The organism is Azospirillum sp. TSO22-1 (genome assembly GCF_003116015.1).
Classification (GTDB): Bacteria; Pseudomonadota; Alphaproteobacteria; order Azospirillales; family Azospirillaceae; genus Azospirillum.
Genome location: NZ_LGQZ01000021.1, coordinates 1 through 20,981, shown reverse-complemented (window position 1 = coordinate 20,981; position 20,981 = coordinate 1). Strand labels below are relative to the sequence as shown.

The 20,981-nt window shown below is 70.6% G+C and carries 20 protein-coding genes and 1 pseudogene; 10 read left to right on the top strand and 11 right to left on the bottom strand.

Features of this window, described 5'->3' with window-relative positions:
- The 3 genes and pseudogenes from TSO221_RS06615 to flgK form a co-directional block, all read right to left on the bottom strand.
- Positions 1 to 346, bottom strand: a pseudogene (locus TSO221_RS06615) (flagellin); the annotation flags it as partial.
- Between the two features lie 133 nt (positions 347 to 479).
- Positions 480 to 1,583, bottom strand: a complete 1,104-nt coding sequence (locus TSO221_RS06610) for a flagellin (RefSeq protein WP_109117690.1) — start codon at positions 1,581 to 1,583, stop codon at positions 480 to 482.
- A gap of 18 nt (positions 1,584 to 1,601) precedes the next feature.
- Complete coding sequence (gene flgK / locus TSO221_RS06605; protein ID WP_158284012.1) at positions 1,602 to 3,137, bottom strand: flagellar hook-associated protein FlgK; 1,536 nt, start codon at positions 3,135 to 3,137, stop codon at positions 1,602 to 1,604.
- Positions 3,138 to 3,410: 273 nt separating this feature from the next.
- Between flgK and TSO221_RS06600 the strand changes: the two genes are divergently transcribed.
- The 8 genes from TSO221_RS06600 (at position 3,411) to pseI (ending at position 12,020) form a co-directional block, all read left to right on the top strand.
- Positions 3,411 to 4,571 (top strand): N-acetyl sugar amidotransferase, encoded by a 1,161-nt coding sequence (locus TSO221_RS06600; RefSeq protein ID WP_109117688.1) that lies wholly within the window; start codon positions 3,411 to 3,413, stop codon positions 4,569 to 4,571.
- The gene (gene hisH / locus TSO221_RS06595) at positions 4,546 to 5,160 is read left to right on the top strand and encodes an imidazole glycerol phosphate synthase subunit HisH (RefSeq protein ID WP_109117687.1); all 615 of its coding nucleotides are present in this window, start codon (positions 4,546 to 4,548) and stop codon (positions 5,158 to 5,160) included. The genes TSO221_RS06600 and hisH overlap by 26 nt, the downstream gene beginning before the upstream one ends.
- A gap of 168 nt (positions 5,161 to 5,328) precedes the next feature.
- The gene (locus TSO221_RS06590; RefSeq protein ID WP_158284011.1) at positions 5,329 to 6,687 is read left to right on the top strand and encodes a methyltransferase domain-containing protein; all 1,359 of its coding nucleotides are present in this window, start codon (positions 5,329 to 5,331) and stop codon (positions 6,685 to 6,687) included.
- Between the two features lie 31 nt (positions 6,688 to 6,718).
- On the top strand, positions 6,719 to 7,147 hold the full coding sequence (locus tag TSO221_RS06585; protein WP_109117685.1) for a flagellar biosynthesis repressor FlbT: 429 nt from the start codon (positions 6,719 to 6,721) through the stop codon (positions 7,145 to 7,147).
- Positions 7,148 to 7,151: 4 nt separating this feature from the next.
- A complete protein-coding gene (locus TSO221_RS06580; RefSeq protein WP_109117684.1) occupies positions 7,152 to 8,840 on the top strand; it encodes a glycosyltransferase family 4 protein in 1,689 nt (562 codons plus the stop codon).
- On the top strand, positions 8,834 to 9,601 hold the full coding sequence (locus TSO221_RS06575; RefSeq protein ID WP_109117683.1) for an imidazole glycerol phosphate synthase cyclase subunit: 768 nt from the start codon (positions 8,834 to 8,836) through the stop codon (positions 9,599 to 9,601). The genes TSO221_RS06580 and TSO221_RS06575 overlap by 7 nt, the downstream gene beginning before the upstream one ends.
- Before the next feature lie 8 nt (positions 9,602 to 9,609).
- Positions 9,610 to 10,938 carry a hypothetical protein gene (locus TSO221_RS06570; protein WP_109117682.1) on the top strand — a complete coding sequence of 443 codons (1,329 nt, stop codon included), beginning with the start codon at positions 9,610 to 9,612 and terminating at the stop codon, positions 10,936 to 10,938.
- Between the two features lie 26 nt (positions 10,939 to 10,964).
- Complete coding sequence (gene pseI, locus TSO221_RS06565) at positions 10,965 to 12,020, top strand: pseudaminic acid synthase (protein WP_109117681.1); 1,056 nt, start codon at positions 10,965 to 10,967, stop codon at positions 12,018 to 12,020.
- A gap of 5 nt (positions 12,021 to 12,025) precedes the next feature.
- Here the strand turns inward: pseI and TSO221_RS06560 are convergent, their stop codons facing one another.
- From TSO221_RS06560 to TSO221_RS06550, 3 genes are all read right to left on the bottom strand, one after another.
- A complete protein-coding gene (locus TSO221_RS06560; RefSeq protein ID WP_109117680.1) occupies positions 12,026 to 12,763 on the bottom strand; it encodes a glycosyltransferase family protein in 738 nt (245 codons plus the stop codon).
- Positions 12,764 to 12,769: 6 nt separating this feature from the next.
- Positions 12,770 to 13,537 carry a DUF1217 domain-containing protein gene (locus TSO221_RS06555; RefSeq protein ID WP_109117679.1) on the bottom strand — a complete coding sequence of 256 codons (768 nt, stop codon included), beginning with the start codon at positions 13,535 to 13,537 and terminating at the stop codon, positions 12,770 to 12,772.
- Between the two features lie 137 nt (positions 13,538 to 13,674).
- Entirely contained in the window at positions 13,675 to 15,714 is a 2,040-nt protein-coding gene (locus tag TSO221_RS06550) for a flagellar hook-basal body complex protein (RefSeq protein ID WP_109117678.1), read from the bottom strand.
- Positions 15,715 to 16,090: 376 nt separating this feature from the next.
- Here TSO221_RS06550 and TSO221_RS06545 point away from each other — a divergent pair, with 376 nt between their 5' ends.
- Entirely contained in the window at positions 16,091 to 16,492 is a 402-nt protein-coding gene (locus tag TSO221_RS06545) for a flagellar biosynthesis repressor FlbT (protein ID WP_158284010.1), read from the top strand.
- A 22-nt stretch (positions 16,493 to 16,514) separates the two neighbouring features.
- Here TSO221_RS06545 and TSO221_RS06540 read toward each other — a convergent pair whose 3' ends face one another.
- The 5 genes from TSO221_RS06540 to TSO221_RS06520 all read right to left on the bottom strand — a co-directional run bounded on the left by TSO221_RS06540 (position 16,515) and on the right by TSO221_RS06520 (position 20,354).
- Positions 16,515 to 16,982, bottom strand: coding sequence for a GNAT family N-acetyltransferase (locus TSO221_RS06540; RefSeq protein ID WP_199229399.1), 468 nt, complete (start codon positions 16,980 to 16,982; stop codon positions 16,515 to 16,517).
- On the bottom strand, positions 16,979 to 17,611 hold the full coding sequence (locus tag TSO221_RS06535; RefSeq protein WP_109117676.1) for a pseudaminic acid biosynthesis-associated methylase: 633 nt from the start codon (positions 17,609 to 17,611) through the stop codon (positions 16,979 to 16,981). Before TSO221_RS06535 ends, TSO221_RS06540 begins: the two co-directional genes overlap by 4 nt.
- A 14-nt stretch (positions 17,612 to 17,625) precedes the next feature.
- Positions 17,626 to 18,819, bottom strand: coding sequence for a UDP-4-amino-4,6-dideoxy-N-acetyl-beta-L-altrosamine transaminase (gene pseC / locus TSO221_RS06530; protein WP_199229401.1), 1,194 nt, complete (start codon positions 18,817 to 18,819; stop codon positions 17,626 to 17,628).
- 2 nt (positions 18,820 to 18,821) lie between these two features.
- Entirely contained in the window at positions 18,822 to 19,844 is a 1,023-nt protein-coding gene (gene pseB / locus TSO221_RS06525; RefSeq protein WP_109117674.1) for a UDP-N-acetylglucosamine 4,6-dehydratase (inverting), read from the bottom strand.
- 120 nt (positions 19,845 to 19,964) lie between these two features.
- The gene (locus TSO221_RS06520; protein ID WP_109117673.1) at positions 19,965 to 20,354 is read right to left on the bottom strand and encodes a hypothetical protein; all 390 of its coding nucleotides are present in this window, start codon (positions 20,352 to 20,354) and stop codon (positions 19,965 to 19,967) included.
- Between the two features lie 181 nt (positions 20,355 to 20,535).
- On the opposite strand from TSO221_RS06520, the gene TSO221_RS36955 reads away from it, so the two are divergent.
- The coding region (locus tag TSO221_RS36955) for a tetratricopeptide repeat protein (RefSeq protein ID WP_146208725.1) at positions 20,536 to 20,981 on the top strand (446 nt) is incomplete at its 3' end.

The window sequence follows — 20,981 nt, the reverse complement described above, 5'->3', positions numbered from 1 at the left end:
AGTCGTTGTTGTACTTCGTGCGCATGTCGGTGTTGAGGTTCTGGTCGGCCAGCTTGGTCAGCGTCTCGCGGGCCCGGGCCAGCGCGTCGGACACGTTGGTCGCCGCGTTGCTGAAGACCGAAGTGGCGCCCTTGGCGATGTTCAGCTGGCTGTTGACCGCGTCGATCGCGCCCTTGTCGGAGCGCAGCGACTGGGCCACGGCGAACGCCGCGCCATCGTCCACCGAGTCGGCGACCTTGTAGCCGGTCGTGACGCGCTTCTGAACCTTGTTCAGCGAACCGATGGTGTTGTTGAGGCTCTGCAGAGCGACGATGGCGCTCTGGTTGGTGTTGACGGAGTTTGCCATGACACATCTCCTTTTGGTCTGCGAGAGGCCCTTTTGAACCTGCGCAAAAGTCTATGCTCCTACGCCAAACGCGTCAAGGGATATCTGTAAGGGTAAGCAGGCTGCCGTCCAGGCAGATCAACGGGTTGGACTCTTACGACAGGAAGTTGATGAGGGACAGGCTCTTGGCCTGGGCGATAATCTTGTAGGTTGCCTCGAGCGCCGTGCTGTTCTGTGAAAGCTTGGTGGCGACCACGGCCATGTCGACGTCCTCGACGTCGCCCAGCGCGACGGTGAGGCTGCTGATGACGCTGTCGTGCTTCTGGTCGATGTCCTCGATCTCCTTGCGGGTGATGCCGAGCTTGCCGACCTCGTTGGACAGGCTGGTGATCGACGACCGCGTCGTGTCGAAGCCGTCCTTCAGCAGCGCCTTGTAGCCGTCCACGTTGCCCGGCGGGCAGGTGATGGTGGCGGCCGTCGCCAGCGCGCGGAACATGTCCTGGAACACCGGCGCGTCGGCGCGCAGGCCGTAGCTGACCTGCCGGTCGATATCGACGCGGGCGATCATGGTGGCGCCGCCGCTCTGCTGCAGCGACGTCGAATAGAGCCCCGACGTGCCGGTGCCGCCCAGGTAGGCCTGCGGCGGGTTGGTGGCCACGGGGATCGACGCCAGCGTGGTGTTCGGCAGCCCGACGTAGCCCTTGAGGTTGGTGATGATGTCGGTCTGCTGCGCCACCGTGGTGGCGCCCGGCAGGTTGGTGGCCATCTCCGACTGGAAGGCGGCGAACAGCCCGTTGACGTCGGGCACCGGCGCGTTGTGGATGTCGTTGCCGGCGAAGACGTAGCGCCCCTCGACCTTGGTGTTCAGCAGGTTCTGCAGTTCCTCCATCCCGCGCTTGCCCAGCTCGTTCAGGAAGGTGGTGTCGGGAATCGCCGAGGTGCCGCTGGTCGACAGGTCGCTCGACATCTTGCTGTATTCGTTGCGCAGGTCGTTGAGCAGGTCCGTCATCTTGGACATCGCGGTGTCCATGACGCTGGCGTAGAGCGACACGCCGGCGATGTTCTCCTTGTAGGTGTCCAGTTGCCCGGTGACCGAGCGGATGTTGACCGAGCGCCGCGCCTCCACGCCCAGGTCGCCGATGACCGTGCCGATCTTGCCGCTGGACGCCTGGCTGTTCAGCGTGACCTGCTGGCGCTGCAGCCGGGTCGTGTCGTTCAGCATGCGCTGGTATTGGCTGTAGCTGGAAATGTTGGTCATGGATCAGCTCCTTCGCGCTCAGCGCACCGCCGAGAACAGCGTGTCCATCATCTGCTGCGCCGTCCGCAGGACTTGCGCCGACGCGCTGTAGGAGCGCTGCAGGATGGTCAATTGCGCCATTTCGGTGTCCAGGTTGACGCCCGAGAGGTCGTTGCTGCGCGTCTCCACGGCGTTCTTCAGCTCCTCGGTCCGCGTCTTGTCCGCCGTGACGTCGGCGCGCATCTGGCCCTGGCGCGCCACCAGCGTCTGCACGAAGCTGCCGAGGCTGGCGACCTGCGGCAGGTCGCTGCTCAGGTTGGCCAGCGCGTTCGGGCCCAGCGCGCCGCTGCGGAACGTCGCGTGCTGCAGGCCCGCGGCGTTCGCGGTGTCGCCCATGGCGTAGTTCAGGACGTTGAGGATGCGCTGGTTGGTCACCGCCGGCGCGCCCGCCGCCGGCGCCCCGGCGTCGCCGTAGCGGACGAAGTCCGGGTTGGCGGCCGCCAGGTTCACCGAGATCTGCGCCGCGAATCCCACGTAGTTGCCGGGGATGTCGGCGGGCACCGGGCTGCCCGGGTTGGTCGGCTGCGCCGGGTACGACCCCGGAGCGCCGGTGAACAGCGTCATGCCGGCCGCCTCGAAGCGCATCGCCATCTTCTGCGCGAACTCGTCCAGCTGCCCCTGCAGCGTCGGGAAGGTGCGGTCGCGCAGTTCCAGCAGCGCGCCCAGCTTGCCGTCGCCGGCCAGCGCGCTGGTGACGTCGCGCCCCGGGGCGCCCTTCAGCGTGATGCCCGGGATGTTCCCCGGCGGGCTGGCGTTGTAGTACGAGTTGTCGTCCAGCGTGGTCTGCGTGAACTCCAGCTGCTGCGCCGAGCGGTCCACCAGCGTCAGCCCGCTGCGGGTGGTGATGATGACCCGCTGGTCGTTGCTCCGCACCGTCTGGATGTCCATGTACTTGGACAGCTCCAGCACCGACTGGTCGCGCTGGTCCTCCAGGTGGGCGGTGCTCTCGCCGCGCTGCCCCACCGCGACGATCTGGTCGTTGAGGTCGGCGATGCGCCGCAGGTTGCCGTTGATCGCCTCCACCGAGGCGCCGATCTCGACCTGGGTCTGGTTGCGCAGCGTCAGCATCTGGCCCGACATCGAGCGCAGCTGTTCGGTCAGCGAGGTCGCCTGGCTGACCACCTCCTGCTGGTAGGAGACGGATTCCGGGGAGGTCGACAGCTTGTCGAAGGCGTCCTGGAACTTGCCGTAGGTGGAGGCGAGCGACTGCTCGTCCTCCGGGCGCCCCTGCAGCTCCTCGACGCGCTGGAGGTAGGCCTCCTTGATCTCCTGCCCCGCCAGCGCGCCGGTGCGGCGGCGCAGGTCGGCCTGCAGGCTGGCGTCGACCACCCGCTGCAGCTCGCCCACCTGCACGCCGGCGCCGGTCTGGCCGATCACGACGGCGGACTGGGCCAGCGTCTTGCGGGTGTAGCCCGGTGTCTGCGCGTTCGAGATGTTCTGCGACACCGTATCGATGCTGCGCTGGACGACCTTCAGGCCGCTGAGCGCGTTGGCAATACTTAGGTCGAGTGACATCGAACTGCTCCGGTCGGTCCGGATGACGGAAAACATCATCCCGCCAGCGACGAAGCAAGCCCCGGGCCAGCCTGTGCACTCCCTGATTTCCCTGGGTTTCCGCCGCCCGCCCCTGGGCAAGGCCGCGCCAGCGCGGGCGGGGCCATGGGCAGAAATTGCCGCTGGGGGAAAAAATGGCCCAGCCCCGGCACGCCTTCCGTCCGCCTCTCCGCGGTGATACATCAAACGGCTGAGCCGGCACCGACCCGCCCGTCAGACCAGAGACCCATCGCCATGATCCGCTACTGCACGCGCTGCCTCTACCCGGAAACCAAGCCGGACCTGTGGTTCGACGAGCGCGGCGTGTGCAGCGCGTGCCTGAACTACGAGAAGCGCGCCACGGTGGACTGGGACGCCCGGCAGGCGGAGTTCCGCACGGTGATCGGGCGCTACCGGCGCGACGGCTCCAACTACGACTGCATCGTGCCGGTCAGCGGCGGCAAGGACAGCACCTACCAGACCATCCGCCTGCTGGAGGCCGGGCTGACGCCGCTGTGCGTCACCTCCACCACCTGCAGCCTCTCCGCCGTCGGCCGGCGCAACATCGAGAACCTCAAGCGGCTCGGCGTCGACTACATCGAGGTGACCACCAACCCGCTGGTCCGGCGCAGGCTGAACCGGTTCTGCCTGCAGAACATCGGCGACATCTCCTGGCCGGAACACGTCACCATCTTCACCATCCCGGTCCGCCTCGCGGTGCAGCTCGACATCCCCCTGATCGTCTGGGGCGAGAACGCGCAGAACGAGTACGGCGGCCCGGCCGCGGCGGCGGCGGACAACGTGCTGACCCGGCGCTGGCTGGAGGAGTTCGGCGGCCTGCTCGGCCTCCGGGTCAGCGACATGGTCGGCCAGGACGGCATCCGCCCGCAGGACCTGATCCAGTACACCTACCCCAGCGACGCCGAGCTGGCCCGGGTCGGCGTCACCGGCATCTTCCTCGGCCACTACTTCCCCTGGGACGGCTACGCCAACGCGCTGATGGCGCAGGCGCACGGCTTCGAGACCTTCCCGCACATGGTCGAGGGCTCGCTGGTCAACTACGAGAACCTGGACAACCACCAGACCGGCATCCACGACTACTTCAAGTTCCTGAAGTACGGCTTCGGCCGCGCCACCGACATCGCCTGCAACCACATCCGCCGCGGCCGCATCTCGCGCGCCGACGGGCTGACCATGGTGAAGCTGCACGACGGCAGGTTCCCGTCCACCTACCTGGGCCGGCCGCTCGCCGACATCCTGGCCGAGATCGACATGACGGTGGACGAGTTCGTGGCGGTCTGCGACTCCTATACGAACAAGAAGCTGTTCAGGCGCGACCATCTCGGCCAGCTGATCCGCGACCGCGCCGGCAACCTGGAAAAGGTCAACCATGACAACGTCGGTCCTGATCGTTGACCACGGGCTCTGCAACCTCGACAGCATCGGCCGCGCGCTGACCGAGTGCGGCGCCCGCGTCGCCGTCTCCACCGACCCGAAGGACATCGCCGGCGCCGGCCGGCTGGTGCTGCCGGGCGTGGGAAACTTCGCGCGGGGCATGGCCAACCTGCACGGCCGCGGCCTCGCGGCGGCGCTGCACGAGGGGCTGGCGCGGCACCCGCGGCCGCTGCTCGGCGTCTGCCTCGGCCTGCAACTGCTCGCCGAGTGGGGTGAGGAGGGTGGCGGCACCCCCGGCCTGGGCCTGATTCCCGGCCGGGTCGAGCGACTCGCCCCGCGGCCGGGCGAACGGCTGCCGCACATCGGCTGGAACCAGGTGCACCCGCAGCGCGACCACCCGCTGTTCCGCGGCATCGCCGACGGCGCGGATGTCTACTTCGTACACAGCTTCGCGCTGCGCTGCCCGGAGGAGAACCGTCTGGCCGAGGCCGACTACGCCGGCGGCTTCACCGCCGCCGCCGACGACGGCCTGGTCTGCGGCGTGCAGTTCCATCCGGAGAAGAGCCAGCACGTCGGCTTCACCCTGATCCGCAACTTCCTGGCGATGTAGGGGGCGACGCAGGGGCGGCCGGCCCGTGGCCGCGCCACGACGATGGATGCCGCCGGCATCCTTGCCTCACACGATAGTTTTGTTGCTTTTCCGGATTTCATGGCAAACTCGTCATACAAGACCAAGCGGCCCACCGAACGTGACGGCGGGCCGAAGCAAGGAGTTTCGATGATGGTGTCTGATCAGGGCGCGGCTGCGGGCCGTCTTGCAGCGGCAAACGCCGCCCTGGCCGCCGGCAACCTCGACGGCGCGGTGAAGGAGGCCCTCGGGCTGATCGACTCCGGCGGCACGGAGGAACGGCGCCAGGCCCGCACCGTGCTCGACTCCGTGATCGACAAATCGGAACTGCACCGCGAGGCTCTGCTCGCCCGCTCCCGCCTGAGCGCCGAATCCGGCGACCGCGTCGGCGCCATCAGGGACGCCGCCTCCGCCGTCACCGCCGCGCCCAAGGATGCCGAGGCGAACACCCTGCTGTCCGAGCAGATGGCCGAGGTCGGCCGCCTCGACGAGGCGGCGATGTTCAGCTACGAGGCGCTGAAGGCGGCCCCGGACGAGGTCGGCCGCTACGCCCACCTCGCCGCCGTGCTGCGCCGCCAGAAGTCGTTCGAGGCGGTGGAGGAACTGCTGCGCACCGCCGTCTCGCTGGCCCCGCACCAGGCGACGCTGGTGGCGATGCGCATGGACAGCCTGGTGCAGCTGCGCCGCCTGCCGGAAGCGATCGCCCTGGGCCAGGAGGCGCGCAAGCGCTTCCCCGAGGATGTCCGGCTGCTGCGCATGCTGGCCGCGGTGCTGCAGCTCGACGGCCGCGACGCCGAGACGGTGGCGGTGCTGCGCGACCTGCAGCGCGTCGCCCCGAACGACGGCTTCGCCCGCCACGTGCTGGCCGCCGCCGCGGGCGGCGCGCCGGCCAAGGCCGATCCCGACTTCGTGCGCGTCGTGTTCGACATGCTGGCGCCGCGCTACGACGACCTGATGCTGGGTGCACGCAGCTACCGCGCCCCGGCGCTGATCGGTCAGGCCGTCAAGGCGCACACCGCCGGCAAGGACCTGTCCATCCTCGACCTCGGCTGCGGCACCGGGCTGTGCGGCCTGATGGTGCGCGACATGGCGGCCACGCTGAAGGGCATCGACCTGACGCCGGCGATGGCCGAGTACGCCCGCGCCACCCGCATCTACGACTCGGTGGAGGTGGCGGACGCCGAGGCGGCGCTGGCCGCCGACACGGTGCAGTACGACGTGGTGATGGCCGGCGACACGCTGGCCTATCTCGGCGACGTGGCGCCGCTGCTGGCGCTGCTGAAGGCGCACCTGAAGCCGGGCGGCGTCTTCGTCTTCTCCGTGGAGGTGACGGCCGACGGCGCACCGCTGCGCCTCACCCCGGCCGGCAGCTTCGCGCACGGCCGCGGCGAACTGGAGCGTCTGGCCACCGCTGCCGGGTTCACGGTGGCGCAGATGTCGGCGGAGAAGCTGCGGCTGGTCAACGGCGAGCCGCTGCGCGGCGTCGTCGGCGTGCTGAAGTCGGCCTGAGCCGCCGGCCTGATCTGGGAGTCCCGTTCGCATGCCCCTGAAAGTCAACCTGCGCGCCGGAGAGCGGATCATCATCAACGGCGCGCTCATCAGTGCCGACAGCTCGATCGGGTTGACCATCCACAACAAAGTCACCCTGATGCTCGAGCGCCAGCTGGTCCGCCCGGAGGAGGCGACGACCCCGGCGCGCCGGATCTACTACGCGATCCAGAACGCCTACGTCGCCGACCCCGAGGAGCAGCCGGCTTGGCTGGACCAGGCGAACCGCTACATCGACGACTACGCGGAGGCGACGACCACGCCGGCCATCCGCAAGAAGGTCGCGGCGATCCGCCTGCACCTCGCCTCCAACGAGTACTACGCCGCCCTGCGTCTGGCGCGCGAGCTGTTCGCGCACGACGACAAGATGCTCTCCATGGGCGGTTCCGGGCCCGAGGGGCAGCCGACGGCCGGGGAGTGACGGCGTGGCGCGTCCGGCCGCAGCGGTGTTCTTCCAGGAGGACGGTTTCGCCCGCTCCGGACCCCGCATCGCCGGGCGCGCCGTCTCCGGCCACGGCTTCCTGAAGGCGCTGGCGCACGCCGACCCGGCGCGGCCGGTGGTGCTGTACGGCGACTCGCTCGACCAGCTCGACCGGTTCACCGCGCTGCAGGACCGCGACCCCATGGCGGTGCCGGGGCAGGAGGTGTGCTGGGCGCAGAGCTTCGACGATCCGCGGCTGCGGCAGGCCGGAGCGCTGCACGTGCACGGCCTGGCCAAGGTGACCGAGCTGGCGTGGCGGCGGGCGCGCGGCGACGACCGGGCGGTCAGCCTGATCGGCCTCAACCACACCATCAGCACGCACGACGCCCAGGACGCGCTGGGCGCCTACCTGACCGCGCCGGTGCAGCCGTGGGACGCCATCGTCTGCACCAGCCGCGCCTCGCGCGCCGCCATCGAGCAGCTGTTCGACGACTACGGCGGCTATCTTGCCCGCCGCTTCGGCGCCGCCCGCGTGCCGCGCCCGCACCTGGAGGTCATCCCGCTCGGCATCTGGTGCGACGAGTACGCCGTGCCCGCGGCCAAGAAGGCGCGGCTGCGCGCGCAGTGGCGCGCCCGGCTGGGCATCGCCGACGCCGACCCGGTAGCGCTGCACTTCGGCCGGCTGACGCACCTCGGCAAGGCGCACCCCACGGCCGGCTTCCTGGCCCTGCAGCGGGCGCGCGAGTCCCTGGGCCGGCCGGTGCACCTCGTACTCGCCGGCTGGTTCGCCAACGACGGCATCGAGGACGAGTACCGGGAGGCGGCGCGCCGCCTGTGCCCGGACGTGCGGCTGCACGTGCTCGACGGCCGCGACGACGCGGTGCGCTTCTCCATCTGGCACGCCGCCGACCTGTTCGTCTCGCTGTCCGACACCATCCAGGAGAGCTTCGGCATCACGCCGCTGGAGGCCATGGCCGCCGGCCTGCCGGTGCTGGTCTCCGACTGGGACGGCTACCGCGACACCGTTCCGGACGGTGGGCCCGATGGTGGGGAAGTGGGCGTGCGCATCCCCACCCTGGCCCCGGCGCCCGGCGACGGGCAGGCGCTGTCCGACTGGTACGAGGACGGCATGCTGGGCATCGACGGCTACGAGGGCTTCGCCGCGCTGGCGACCGCCGTCGACGCCGGCCGGCTGGAGACGGCGCTGCTCGACCTCCTGGGCGCCCCGGACCGGTTGCGCGCCATGGGCGAACGCGCCGCGGCCTTCGCCCGGGCGACCGTCGATTGGCCGGTGGTGCTGGAGCGGCACCGCGCGCTGTGGGCGCACCTCGCCGAGATGCGCGCCGCCGCGCCGGAGTCCGCGCCGCTGCCGCACCCGCTGCGCCCCGACCCGTTCCGCCAGTTCGCCGGCCACCCGACCCGCGCGCTGACGCCGGAGCTGCGCCTGTCGCGCCGCCCCGACCGCTCCGACACGCTGGTCGGCGATCTGTCGGCGCTGTCGGTGCACCGCTTCGCCGAGCCGGTCATCGGCTTCACCGACGTGGCGCAGGGCGTTCTGGCCCGGCTGTCGGCCGGCGACGCCACGGTGGGCGAGCTGACGGCGGGCTTGCAAGGGCCGCCGCGCCAGCAGATGGTGTGGACGGTCGGCTTCCTCCTGAAACTCGGGCTGATCCAGGCCCATCCGCCATGCTGAAGACCCGCATCATCCCCACCCTGCTCTACCGCGAGAACGGCCTGGTCAAGGGACGCGGCTTCGACAGCTCGCGCCGGGTCGGCGGCGCCCTCCAGGCGATCAAGGTCTACAACCTGCGCGAGGTGGACGAGCTGGTCTTCCTCGACATCGCCGCCACCGCGGAGGGGCGCGGCCCCGACCTCGCCCTGATCGACGAGCTGGCCGACTACTGCTTCATGCCGATGACCGTCGGCGGCGGCGTGCGCGGCCTGGAGGATTTCCGCGCGCTGCTCGCGGTCGGCGCCGACAAGGTGGCGGTCAACACCGCCATCCTCGCCGACCCGGCGCTGGTCGAGCACGCCGCGGCGGCGTTCGGCAGCCAGTGCGTGGTGGTCTCCATCGACGTGCGCGGCTCCACGCCCGACACCTGGGAGGTGCACGGCCGCAACGGCGGGCAGCCGACCGGCCGCCACCCCGTCGCCTGGGCGCAGCAGGTCGCCGGCCTCGGCGCCGGGGAGATCCTGCTGACCTCCGTCGAACGCGACGGCACCATGGAGGGCTACGACCTCGCCCTGGTCGAGGCGGTGAGCGCCGCCGTGGGCATCCCGGTGATCGCCTCGGGCGGTGCGGGCTCCTACGCCGACATGGCGGCGGCGGCGAAGCGCGGGGCGGCGGCGGTCGCGGCGGCGGCGATGTTCCACTTCACCCAGCAGACGCCGCGCGAAGCCAAGCTGCACCTCGACGCCGAGGGCATCCCGGTGCGCCTGCCGGTGCGGGGCTGAGTCCCGCCATGGCGCCGGCCCTGCTCCCGCCCCCGCTGGTCCTGATGCGGATCCTGCTGTCGTCCGACGCCGACGCCCTGCTGCCCTACGCCCGCGCCGCGCTCGACGCGCAGGATGCGGAGTCCGGCACCTGGATCGCCCGGCGCGCCGCGGCGCTGGCGCCGGAAACGCCATGGCCCTACGTGGCGCTGTCGGTGCTGGCCGACACCGCGGCCGGCGCGCCGCTCGACCGGCGCCTGCTGCGGCTGGCGCCGGACGACGACCAGACCGTGCGGCGGATGGCGCAGCGGCTCGCCGCCCTGCCCGACGGCGGCGGCGCGGCGCGCGGCCTGCGGCGAACGCTGGCCGACGACCCCGCCGACCCGGCGGCGCTCTACCTGCTGGGCGTGCTGGGCGTGCTGGCCGGCAACCCCGCCGGCGTCCCGGCGCTGGCGCACGCCGTGCGGCTGCGCCCGCACCGCTGCCACGAGGCGTACAGCGTCGGCGTCAACGCCGCCGGCACCGGATACGTCGCGGTCGCGGCGGCGCTCAACGCCGCGCTCGAGTCCGCGGGGCCGCCGCCCGCCGTGCTCGACCGGGCATCCGCCTGGCCGCTCGACCTCGTGGCCGCGGTGAAGGCCGGCGCCTCACTGGCCTCGGTGATGGTCCCCGACCCGCGCAGCCCGGCCAACAACCCGGAATACCTGGAGAACTACTGTTTCGACCAGGTGATCGCCAGCGAGCGCTGCTTCTGGGCGATCCCGCAGCCGCTGCTCTACGACCCCGCCGGGCCGTCCTTCGGCGGCTTCGCCTACTGCGGCGACACCCGCCTGTTCCTGCGCTACGACACCGGGCCGGGACCGCGCGCCGGGGCGCCGCTGCCGCTGATGCTCTACCCGGGCGAGGCCTACAAGCGGTTCGAGTTCGTCGTCCGCCACGACCACACGCCGGTCTACGACAGCGCCGCGCCGGCCGAGGTGCGGGCGCTGGAGGCCGCCATCCGCGCCGGGGCGCCGATGCGCGTGGTGGTGGACACCGGCGGCGGGCTGGTGCAGTCGCTGCCGGTCAACCTGTGCTTCCTGTACCGCGAGTCCGGCGCCGTCCAGGTCACCACCGAGCTGCGCCACGCGCCGGAGATCTGCCTGACGCCGGTCGAATCGCTGTGGCCCTATATGTCCAGCCTGATTGAGACGCACGAGACGCGCGCCACCTTCATCGAGATGCTGATCCCCGGCCAGAGCCGCCTGCTGGTGCGGCGGCTGGTGGTCCACTCCGACGGCTGGTGCGACGGCATCGAGGCCGACGGCACGGTGCGCCGCCGCCCCTGCCCCGGCTTCCGGGTTTTCGCCCGCCTTTGATGGGCTCGCCTTTGATGGAACACGCCATGGACTTCGCCATCGCCGGCCGCGCCATCGGCCCCGACCATCCGCCCTACGTCATCGCCGAGCTGTCGGGCAACCACAACGGCGACATCGGCCGGGCGCTGGCGCTGATCGACGCCGCCAAGGAGGCGGGCGCCGACGCCGTCAAGCTGCAGACCTACACCGCCGACACCATCACCATCGCGCACGACGGCCCCGGCTTCCGGCTGGAGGGCGGGTTGTGGGCCGGCCGCACCCTGCACGACCTCTATCAGGAGGCGCACACCCCCTGGGACTGGCACCCGCGCCTGTTCGAGCGCGCCGGGAGCCTCGGCCTCGCCGCCTTCAGCTCGCCCTTCGACCCCACGGCGGTCGATTTCCTGGAGGGGCTGGACGTCCCCGCCCACAAGATCGCCTCGTTCGAGCTGGTCGACCTGCCGCTGGTCCGCCGGGTGGCACGGACGGGCAAGCCGGTCATCCTGTCCACCGGCATGGCCAGCCTGGGCGAGATCGCCGAGGCGGTGGACGCCATCCGTGCCGAATCGGGACGGCCGCCGATCCTGCTCCACTGCACCAGCGGCTACCCGACGCCGATCGCCGAGGTCGACCTGCGCACCATCCCGCATCTGGCGTCGGCCTTCCGCACGGTGGTCGGCCTGTCCGACCACACGCACGGCGTGGCGGTGCCGATCGCCGCGGTGGCGCTCGGCGCCGTGCTGGTCGAGAAGCACTTCACCCTGAAGCGCGCCGACGGCGGCCCCGACGCCGCCTTCTCGCTGGAGCCGGAGGAATTCCGCACCATGGCGCAGGCCTGCCGCGACGCCTGGGCGGCGCTGGGGCGCGCCGACTACGCGCTGAAGCCCAGCGAGGCGGCCAACGCCGGCCTGCGCCGCTCGCTCTACGTGGTCGCCGACGTGCCGGCCGGCACCGTGCTGGGGCCGGAGCACGTGCGCTCCATCCGCCCGGGCGGCGGCCTGCCGCCGAAGCACCTGCCCGACGTGCTCGGCCGCAGGGCCGCGCGCGCGCTGACGCGCGGCGAGCCGGTGGACTGGGCGATGCTGGGGGAGCGCCCAGCCTGACCCGGTCAATCTGATGCGGGAACGCGCGCCGGGTCGCGCCGGGCGGCGTTGATGGCGCGGATCCCCGGGTGCGCGTCGAGCGCGGCGACCACGTCGCGCCAGCCGGCGTCCTCGCGCGGCAACACGGCAAACAGCGCGCGCAGGAAGTCCAGATCCTCGGGATAGTCGAGCGTCCAGCGCTCGCCGACCAGCGCGCCGCCCGGCCCGGCGAGGTCCACCCGCGTCAGGCCCGGCGCCTTGCGGATCCACGGCGTGACGTGCTCGCGCTCCGGCCCCGGCACGGCCGCGGCGGCGGCGCGGTCCAGCGCCTCCATGGTCATCGCCTCGCAGTCGAGGCCGTGCGGCCAGGACGGCGGCGTGTTGTTGGCGGCAAAGTCGGCCCCCGCGTCACGCCGCAGGTCGAGCACGGCGCCGCACACCTGCGGGTCGATCAGCGGGCAGTCGCTGGTGACGCGCAGCACCACGTCGGCCCGTTCCCGCAGCGCCGCGCCGTGGTAGCGGGCCAGCACGTCGTCCTCCGGCCCGGCGTGCACCGAGGCGCCGTGGCGGCGGGCCTCGGCGGCGATCGGCTCGTGGCCGGGGGTGTCGGGAATGGCGCAGCAGACGCCGTCGATGCCGGGGATGGCCGCGCAGCGGCGCAGCACCTGCCCGAGCGCGGTGGTGCTGCCCAGCGGTTGCAGGATCTTGCCCGGCAGGCGGGTGGAGGCCATGCGGGCCTGAACAATGGCAATCTGCCGCGGCATCGCCGCTCAGATCACGATGTTGACGCCGGTGCTTCCGTCGCTGCCGGCGGTGAACAGCGAGGTCAGCCAGCCGCCCGAGCCGCCGCTGGCCTGCACATCTTCCAGGTCGTGCTTGTTCAGGAACTTCTTGATGAAGTTCTCGCGGAACTTGGCGTCGCTGAACTTCTTGATGTCGACGCGGTCGGTGATCGCCTTGGCCTGGGTTTCCACCGGCTGGACGGCGATCTGCTTCGGCAGGCCCACCGCGTAGGTCACCACCTCGCGCAGGATCGGGTCGCCGAGGACGTTGTAGGGGCTGCTGGCCGCGCTGGCCGCCCACTTCTCGAAGTAGCGCGCCTGCCGGACCGCCAGATTCTCGTCGCCGATCGATTCCTCGAACTTGGCGTTCTTGTACGCCCAGGCCATGCTTTCCTTGGTGCCGTTGAGCTTCAGCCGGGCCAGGCCGCTTTCGCCGAGCTGCAGGGATTCCGCGGCGTTCTTGTACTGCTTGCTGGAGAGGCGGTTCATGACCGCGTTCTTGTCGTCGACCTTCTCGGTCAGGATGCGCTTCATCTTGCCGGGGTACTGTTCCTCCCCCGACAGGTTCAACGCCTTGGCCAGGAAGCTGACGAGACGCTGGTCCTTGAACAGGTCATCGACCGACTTCAGCTTATCGACGGCCTTGTTGAAGTAGTCGATATCTTTCTGGACGCCGGACGTTTTCTCGAACTTCTGCTCGAGCTTGGTGGCGTCCTTGACGTACTTTTGGTAGGTGGTGATCGACGAGAGGGACATTTTATACTCCTCCAACCCATACCCTACCACGAAATCGCACCCGGCACAACACGCGACCGGATATGTGGCTGGGGCGGCGGCGGCGCCCTGGCACCGCCGCCGCCCCGCGTCACACCCGGCCGATCAGCGCCAGGGGCTTAGCGCTTCATGCCCAGGGTTTCCTGCAGCATCTCGTCCGACGCCGTCACCACCTTGGTGTTGGCGGAGTAGGCGCGCTGCGTGACGATCAGCTTGGTGAACTCCTGCGCGATGTCCACGTTGGAGCCTTCGATCGAGCTGACCGCGAAGTTGCCCGCACCGTTGGCCCCGGAGTCGTCCGCCCGCGTGCCGCCCGCGTCGCGGGTCATCTGGTAGGCGTTGCCGTTGACCTTCTGCATGCCATCCGGGTTGGTCACCTGGATCACCGGCACACGCGCCAGCACGCGGCTGCGGCCGTTGTCGTAATTCGCGACCACATCGCCCGAAGCCTTGACCTCCAGGTTCTGGAAGGCGCCGCGCGTGAAACCGTCCTGGGTCTTCGAATTCTCGGTGATGGAGGTGCCGGTGAACTGCGTCAGGCCACTGGCCGCGGATCCGAACTGGCCGAGATTCAGCTTCACCGTCTGATTGCCATACCCGTAGTTGACGGTGAAATTGACGAAGGCGTCGTCACCGGTGTTCTGGGACGGAGGAACCCTCGCCGTGCCCGTGCCGACGTTGGCCGCGCCCATCGACGTCAGATAGCCGGCGGTGAACGACAGGTCCACGTATGGGGGCATGTAACCGGGCGTGGCCATGACCCATTGAGGAGCGCCGCCGGTAAGGGCCGTCGTGATGGAGGTGCCGGTCGTGGCCGTCTTGGCCGTCAGCAGAACGGCGCCGTTCAGGACGCTTGCCGTGGCCGGGGACGTGGTGTCCGCGTTGATGGCCGCAGCGATGCGCTCAGCGATGACGGCCGCATTGCTCTCCGAACCGTCCGTCGTGTAGGTGATCGTCGGGCCGGCGGGAACCATGCCGGCGAAGTCGACCTTGTAGACGTCACCGATGTTGCCGGCCGGACCGCCGACGCTGATCTGCACCTGCTCCTTCACACCCAGGGTCGCACCGAGGGGGTTGCTGGCGACCGAGGACAGGGTCGTCGTCATCGCGGCCGTCGGGGTCCCCGACACGGTGACCGGATTGCCGGCGGCGTCGCCCGTGATGATGATCGAGTCACCGGTCGCGTTGATGACGGCGCCGCCGGGCGCCGCACCGGCGGCCTGGATCTGGGACCAGAGCTGATACACCACGTTGTTTTGGTTGGTGACGTCGGTGGCCGTGGCCGTGTAGTTGAAGGTGCGGCCACCCACCGAAACGCTGTACACGGTGTTGGCCGTGACCGTACCGGCACCAAGCGCCACGGTGCTGACCTGCGGATCGGCGGTCACGCCGGTCACCACGGTGAAGGGCTGGGCGATGGCGGTCGCCAGCGCGGCGGGGGCGAGGACTGGGTCGGTGATGGAACTGGTGAGCTGGCCGGCGGTCACGTCCGCGGTGTCGCGCGACGGATCGGTGATCGACAGCCGCCAATTGCCCGCGCTCTGCTGCCGCCAGCCCAGCGTCAGCGTGTGCTCCTCGCCGGCGGCGTCGATCAGGGAGATCGTCTGATCCGGCTGGTTGGCCGTGGTGGGGTTCAGCGGTAGATTGGCCGACAGGTTGACGTTCTGCGTCGCCGACGGGGTGTCGATCAACTGCTGGATGCGGATCGGCGAGAGCGACCCCTTGTCCACGGCACCGGTGCTGTTCACGCCCCAGCCGTTGAGGTACATGCCCGCGCTGTTCTTCAGGTAGCCGAAGCGGTCGAGCGTGAAGTCGCCGGCGCGGGTGAAGTACTGCGCGTCCTGGAAGGAAACCGAGCTGGCCCCCTCCACGCCCTGGCTGACCTGGAAGAAGCCGTTGCCGGAGATCGCCATGTTGGTGGCGGTCTGCGTCTGCGAGATGTTGCCCGGGGTGGAGTTGGTGAAGCTCGGCTTGGCGCGCACGCCGCCGGGGCTGTGCTTGTCGGAGTTGGACGTCGTGACGAGTTCCTGGAACGTCGTCTCGACGCGCTTGTAGCCGATCGTCTGCGAGTTGGAGATGTTGTCCGACAGGTTGCCCAGTGCCTGAGCCTGCGCCGCGAGCCCCGCCACCGCCGTCGTCATCGATCCAAAGACGCTCATGGAACACCCCCGAGTGAAAAGCCGACGCCACGCTGTCGTGGCCGAATTCTGTCACTCGAAAAGCAACCCCCGTGCCAGCGCCGCGAACCGTTGATTTTCCTGGATTTTCCGCCGGGGCGGCAGGTTCTGCCGGGTCGCCGCCGGGGGCCGGGGTCGGACTCGCCCCGGCAACATTTGCCCGGTGGGCGGAAATTCCCGCCGCCAGGCCCCACCTCCGGTTCCCGCCGCCACGCCCGGATGCGGCCGTTTGCCGCGCGCCGACGGCCATCCGGCTGTAATCCTGTCCTTTTTTCTCGTTTTGCCTGATACGCCGTTTGGCAGTATGTTTCCCTACGTCTCAATACCGATTGGATAGGGCCAGCGCGCGATGAAAGACATGGTGGATCTGAATCTCAAGCCGGGTGCCGTGGCTTTCGTGAACGGCGCGGCCGTGATGCTGACGCCGGAGGGGCAGCTCAAGGTCTCCGCCGGCGCCCAGGTGCTGACCAGCGAGGATCTCCTGTCCAGCGCCGCCGAGGCGGATTCGCCGACCAAGAAGATCTACTTCGTGCTGCAGTCCATGCTGCTGGATCCGGAGCACAACGACGTCTACCGCAAGGAGCTGAGCGACCTGCTGTGCGACCGCTCGGAGGCGACCGAGCTGCCGCCGGTGCTGCGCAGCCTCGCGGTCATGCAGAACCTGGTCGAGCATGGCGAGATCCAGTCGGCCATGGAGGTCTGCCGCCGCCTGATCGAGGTCGACAAGGCGATCGTCGAGGCCTACCCGGCCAACCGCTGACCCGTCCGAAGCCCCGCGGCCGTCACCCCGGCCGCGGGCCGCGGCGCCAGGACGTGAGGTCCGGCGCCGTGCGCGCGCAGGTGAAGCCCGCCGCCAGGGCGGCCCGCCGCGACGCCGCGTTGTCCGGCTTGATCTCCGCCCACAGCTCCAGCCCCGCCAGCCGCCCGTCCGCCACCGCGGCCTTCAGCATCGCCGAGGCGTAGCCGCGCCCGCGCTGCTCCGGGGCGATCTGCCAGGACAGCACGCCCCTCCCCATCCCGTCCCCCTGGCGGCTCACGTCGCAGCGCACGCTGCCCACCGCGGCGCCGTCCGCCTCGGCGATCAGCAGCAGCCGGTCCGGATCGGCGAGCACGCGGCCCAGCCACGCCACGTGGGCGTCCCAGGGGATCGCGTCGGTGGTCAGCGACTGCTGGCGGGTCAGCGGGTCGTTGCGCCAGCGGAAGAGATCCGCCGCGTCCGCCGCGGTGGCCGGGCGCAGCCGCACGGTCACGGCTTCTCGAACAGCCACCAGGTGAGGTTGTCGAGCCCGGTGGCCGGCCGCCAGAAGAAGCCGTAGTCGCGCACCCGCAACCCCGGGCAGGTGTCCAGGTAGAACTGGCCGAAGTCGCGCTTGAACAGCAGGCCCTCGTGGTTGCGGTAGGGCAGCTCGACCGGCTGTTCGGAATTGTACTCGACGGCGAGGACGCAGCGCCGCGCCACGCGGACGATCTCGCGGCAGGTGGCGGCCAGGTCGGCCGGCGGCACGTGGATCAGCACGCCGCTGGTGAACACCAGGTCGTGGCTGGCGTCGGCGAAGGGCAGCTTCGACCCGACGCCGCCGTGCACGCGCCCGGCCGGCAATACGCCGTCCTCGACCAGCCGCGCGCGGGCGCTGGCGTTCGGCTCGACGGCGGTCAGCGTCGCCTGGGTCAGCAGGCGCAGCGCGCGCAGGTTCAGGCCGAGGTTGGCGCCGACCTCCAGCACGCTGTCCAGCGGCGCGCCATCCAACGACGACAGGATGCGCGACCACATCTTCAGCCGCGCGCCCAGCGCCTCCGGCAGCGGGGCGTTGCGCTTGGTGTATTCGTCGCCGAAGGCGCCCTGCCAGGCGTCCAGCGCCCTGTTCGTGCCCTGCTCCACCGCGTGTCTCCTCGTCAGATCCCCAGCACCGCCCGCAGCGCCCCGACCACCCGGTCGACGTCCTCGTCCTGCATGGCCGGGAAGAACGGCAGCGACAGGATGGAGTCGTAGTAGGCCTCGGCGCCCGGCAGGCGCTGGCGGCCGTACAGGCCCTCGTAGTAGGGCTGGCGGTAGATCGGCATGTAGTGCACCTGGGTGCCGACGCCGCGCGCCCGCAGCGCCTCCATCGCCGCCGCCCGCGGGATGCCCAGCCCGGCGAAGGCGATGCGCACCGCGTAGAGGTGCAGCGCCGGGCTCTGGCCCGGCTGCGCCGCCACCGGCCGCACGTGCGGCGCCAGATCCGCCAGCGCCGCGTCGTAGCGCGCCTGCAACTGCCGCCGCCGCGCCACGAAGCCGTCGAGCCGGCGCAGCTGGCTGCCCCCCAGCGCGCAGGCCACGTCGGTGGCGCGGTAGTTGAAGCCCAGATCCTGCATCTCGTAGTACCAGGGGTTCGGCGCGCCGTCGGCGCCGAAGGCCTGTTCCGGACTGACGAAGCGCGCCGGGTCGCGGGTCATGCCGTGGTTGCGGGCGCGCCGCATGCCCTCGGCCAGGGCCTCGTCGCTGGTGGTGGTGACGCCGCCCTCGCCCATGGTGACGGTCTTCACCGGGTGCAGCGAGAATGCGGTGAAGTCCGCGTGCGCGCACGCCCCCACGGAGTGGTTGTCGTAACGGCCGCCGACGGCGTGGCAGGCGTCCTCGACCACGGCGGCGTCCCAGCCGCGCGCCAGCTCGGCCACGCCCGCCGGATCGGCGACCCAGCCGTTGAGGTGCACCGGCAGCACGACGCGCGGCGCGCGGCCGGCGCGCTCGACAGCCGCGCGCAGCGTGTCGGGGGTGACCAGCCCGCTGGCCGGATCGACGTCGGCGAAGACCACGTCGGCGCCGCAGAAGCGCGCCGCGTTGGCGGTGGCGATGAAGCTGACCGAGGCGACCAGCGCCAGGTCGCCCGGCCCGATCCCCAGCGCCAGCAACGGCAGGTGCAGCGCCGCCGTGCCGCTGTTCGACACCACCGCGTGGCGCGCGCCCACGGCGTCGGCGAACTGCGCCTCGAAGGCCGGCACGCCGGGGCCGGTGGTCAGCGCCTCCGCCCCCAGCGCCTCGACCACGGCGCGAACGTCGCTCTCGTCGATGGACTGGCGGCCGTAGGGCAGGAACGGGGCCGCGGTCACGCTCAGCAGCTCCCCAGCAGGGCGTGCAGGCGCCCTCCGTCCAGCCAGTCGGTGTTCTGGTCGCTGGAGTAGCAGAAGCCCTCCGACACCGGCCGGCTGTCCGCCGGCTTCTGGTACACGCCCCATTCCATGAAGGCGGGCATGATGACGTAGCGGTCGGCCAGCTCGATGGTGTTCTGCGACACCTCCGCCGGGATCATCACCTCGTGGATCTTCTCGCCGGGGCGGATGCCGACCACCTCGTGCGGCAGGTCGGGCGCCAGCGAGCGGGCGAGGTCGGTCATCAGCATGCTGGGCAGCTTCGGCACGAAGATCTCGCCGCCCTGCATCATCGCCAGCGACGAGGCGACGAACGCCACGCCCTGCTTCAGCGTGATCCAGAAGCGCGTCATCCGCGGGTCGGTGATCGGCAGGCTGGCGGCCCCCTCGGCGATCAGCTTGCGGAAGAACGGCACCACGCTGCCGCGCGAGCCGAGCACGTTGCCGTAGCGCACCACGGAGAACCGCGTGCCGCCCTCGCCGCTCAGGTTGTTGGCGGCGACGAAGATCTTGTCGGAGGCCAGCTTGCTGGCGCCATAGAGGTTGATCGGGTTGGCCGCCTTGTCGGTGGACAGCGCCACCACCTTCTTGACCCGCGCCCGCATGGCGGCGGTCGCCACGTTCTCGGCACCCGTGATGTTGGTGCGGATGCACTCCATCGGGTTGTATTCGGCGATCGGCACGTGCTTCAGCGCCGCGGCATGGATCACGAAGTCGACGCCGCGCATCGCCGTCTCCAGCCGCTGCTGGTCGCGCACGTCGCCGATGAAGTAGCGCATGCAGGGAAAGCGCGCGGTGGGGAAGTCCTGCGCCATCTCGTACTGCTTCAGCTCGTCGCGCGAGAAGACGATGAGGCGCGCCGGCCGATAGCGTTCGAGGACGTGGCGGACGAACGCGCGCCCGAACGAGCCGGTTCCTCCCGTCACCAGGATCTGCGCGCCGTTCAGGTTGGGCCCGACGCCGTCGAAGGTCGCGATCTCGCTCATGCACGCACAATCCCGCTGAACGCCGAACGTCATCGGCAACGGGAGTGTCGGGCAATAATGGTTAAAATTCTGTGACTGGAGGCATCAAGCCCCCCCTGGAGCCGCCCTTGGGCCTGGCTCTTAGACCTGGATGCGAACCGGCGGCGGGGCCTTGCCCCCGGCGTCCTGCGGCTGCGCGGGAGCGGAGTCGGCGGGGGCCGGCGCGTCGGGCGTCTTCGGCTCCGCGGCCGATTCGGCTTCCAGCTTCTTGGCGTTCGCGTAGGCGCGCAGCTGGTTCTCGTCGGGGAACTGGCGCTCCACCTCGCCGCTGTCGGCGTTGCGGAATTCCATCACGAACACGCCGGCGCTGGCGTCGAAGTGGCTGCGCGGGTTAAAAACGACCTTGGGAACCGTGGGCTGGGCGCTTTCCGGAGACGAAGCGGACTCCTGGCGTTCCCGCGAAACGCTGGCCGTGCCAACGGCGGGATTGGGAAGGGTCGCAAATGCGGATGTGAGCGCGTCGATGCCCATGTCACACCACCTTCGACTCGGCAATATAGTTCATGATTGGTAAAGAGTCAAATGCTCGTCATGCCTTTACCTCGGAGGACTCCGACGGTCCCGCCACCGAACAAAGATCATAGGACCGCCCCCGCTTGCCCAAAGAACTGGCAAAAAGCAGGACTGTTCGCATGACAATGGAACGGACGTGATGACTCCGGCCATCGCCGAGACGCTGGCGAAACGTGCGATGGCACTGCACGCCGAAGGCCGGACGGCGGACGCGCTCGGCCTCTATGAACTGGTCGCGCGGGGATTTCCGCTGCAGGCGGAGCCGCGCCGCCTGGTCGGGCTGGCCTGCCTGGACCTCGGCCGGACGGCGCAGGCGGCGTCGCACCTCGCCTCCGCCGTGGCGCTGGCGCCGGCGCACGCCGCCGCCTTGTCCAACCTGGGCAACGCCCTGCGCCGGCTGGGGCGGGGAGACGCCGCGCTGGGGTGGCTGCGCCGCGCCGCGGTCAGCGCCCCACACGTGGCCGAACTGCACCTCAACCTTGGCTACGGCCTGCTCGGCGCCGGCCGCCCGGCGGAAGCGGCCGAGGCGCTGCGCCGCTGCCTGGGCACGCCGTGCGACGACACGCCGCTCCGCCTCACCCTGGC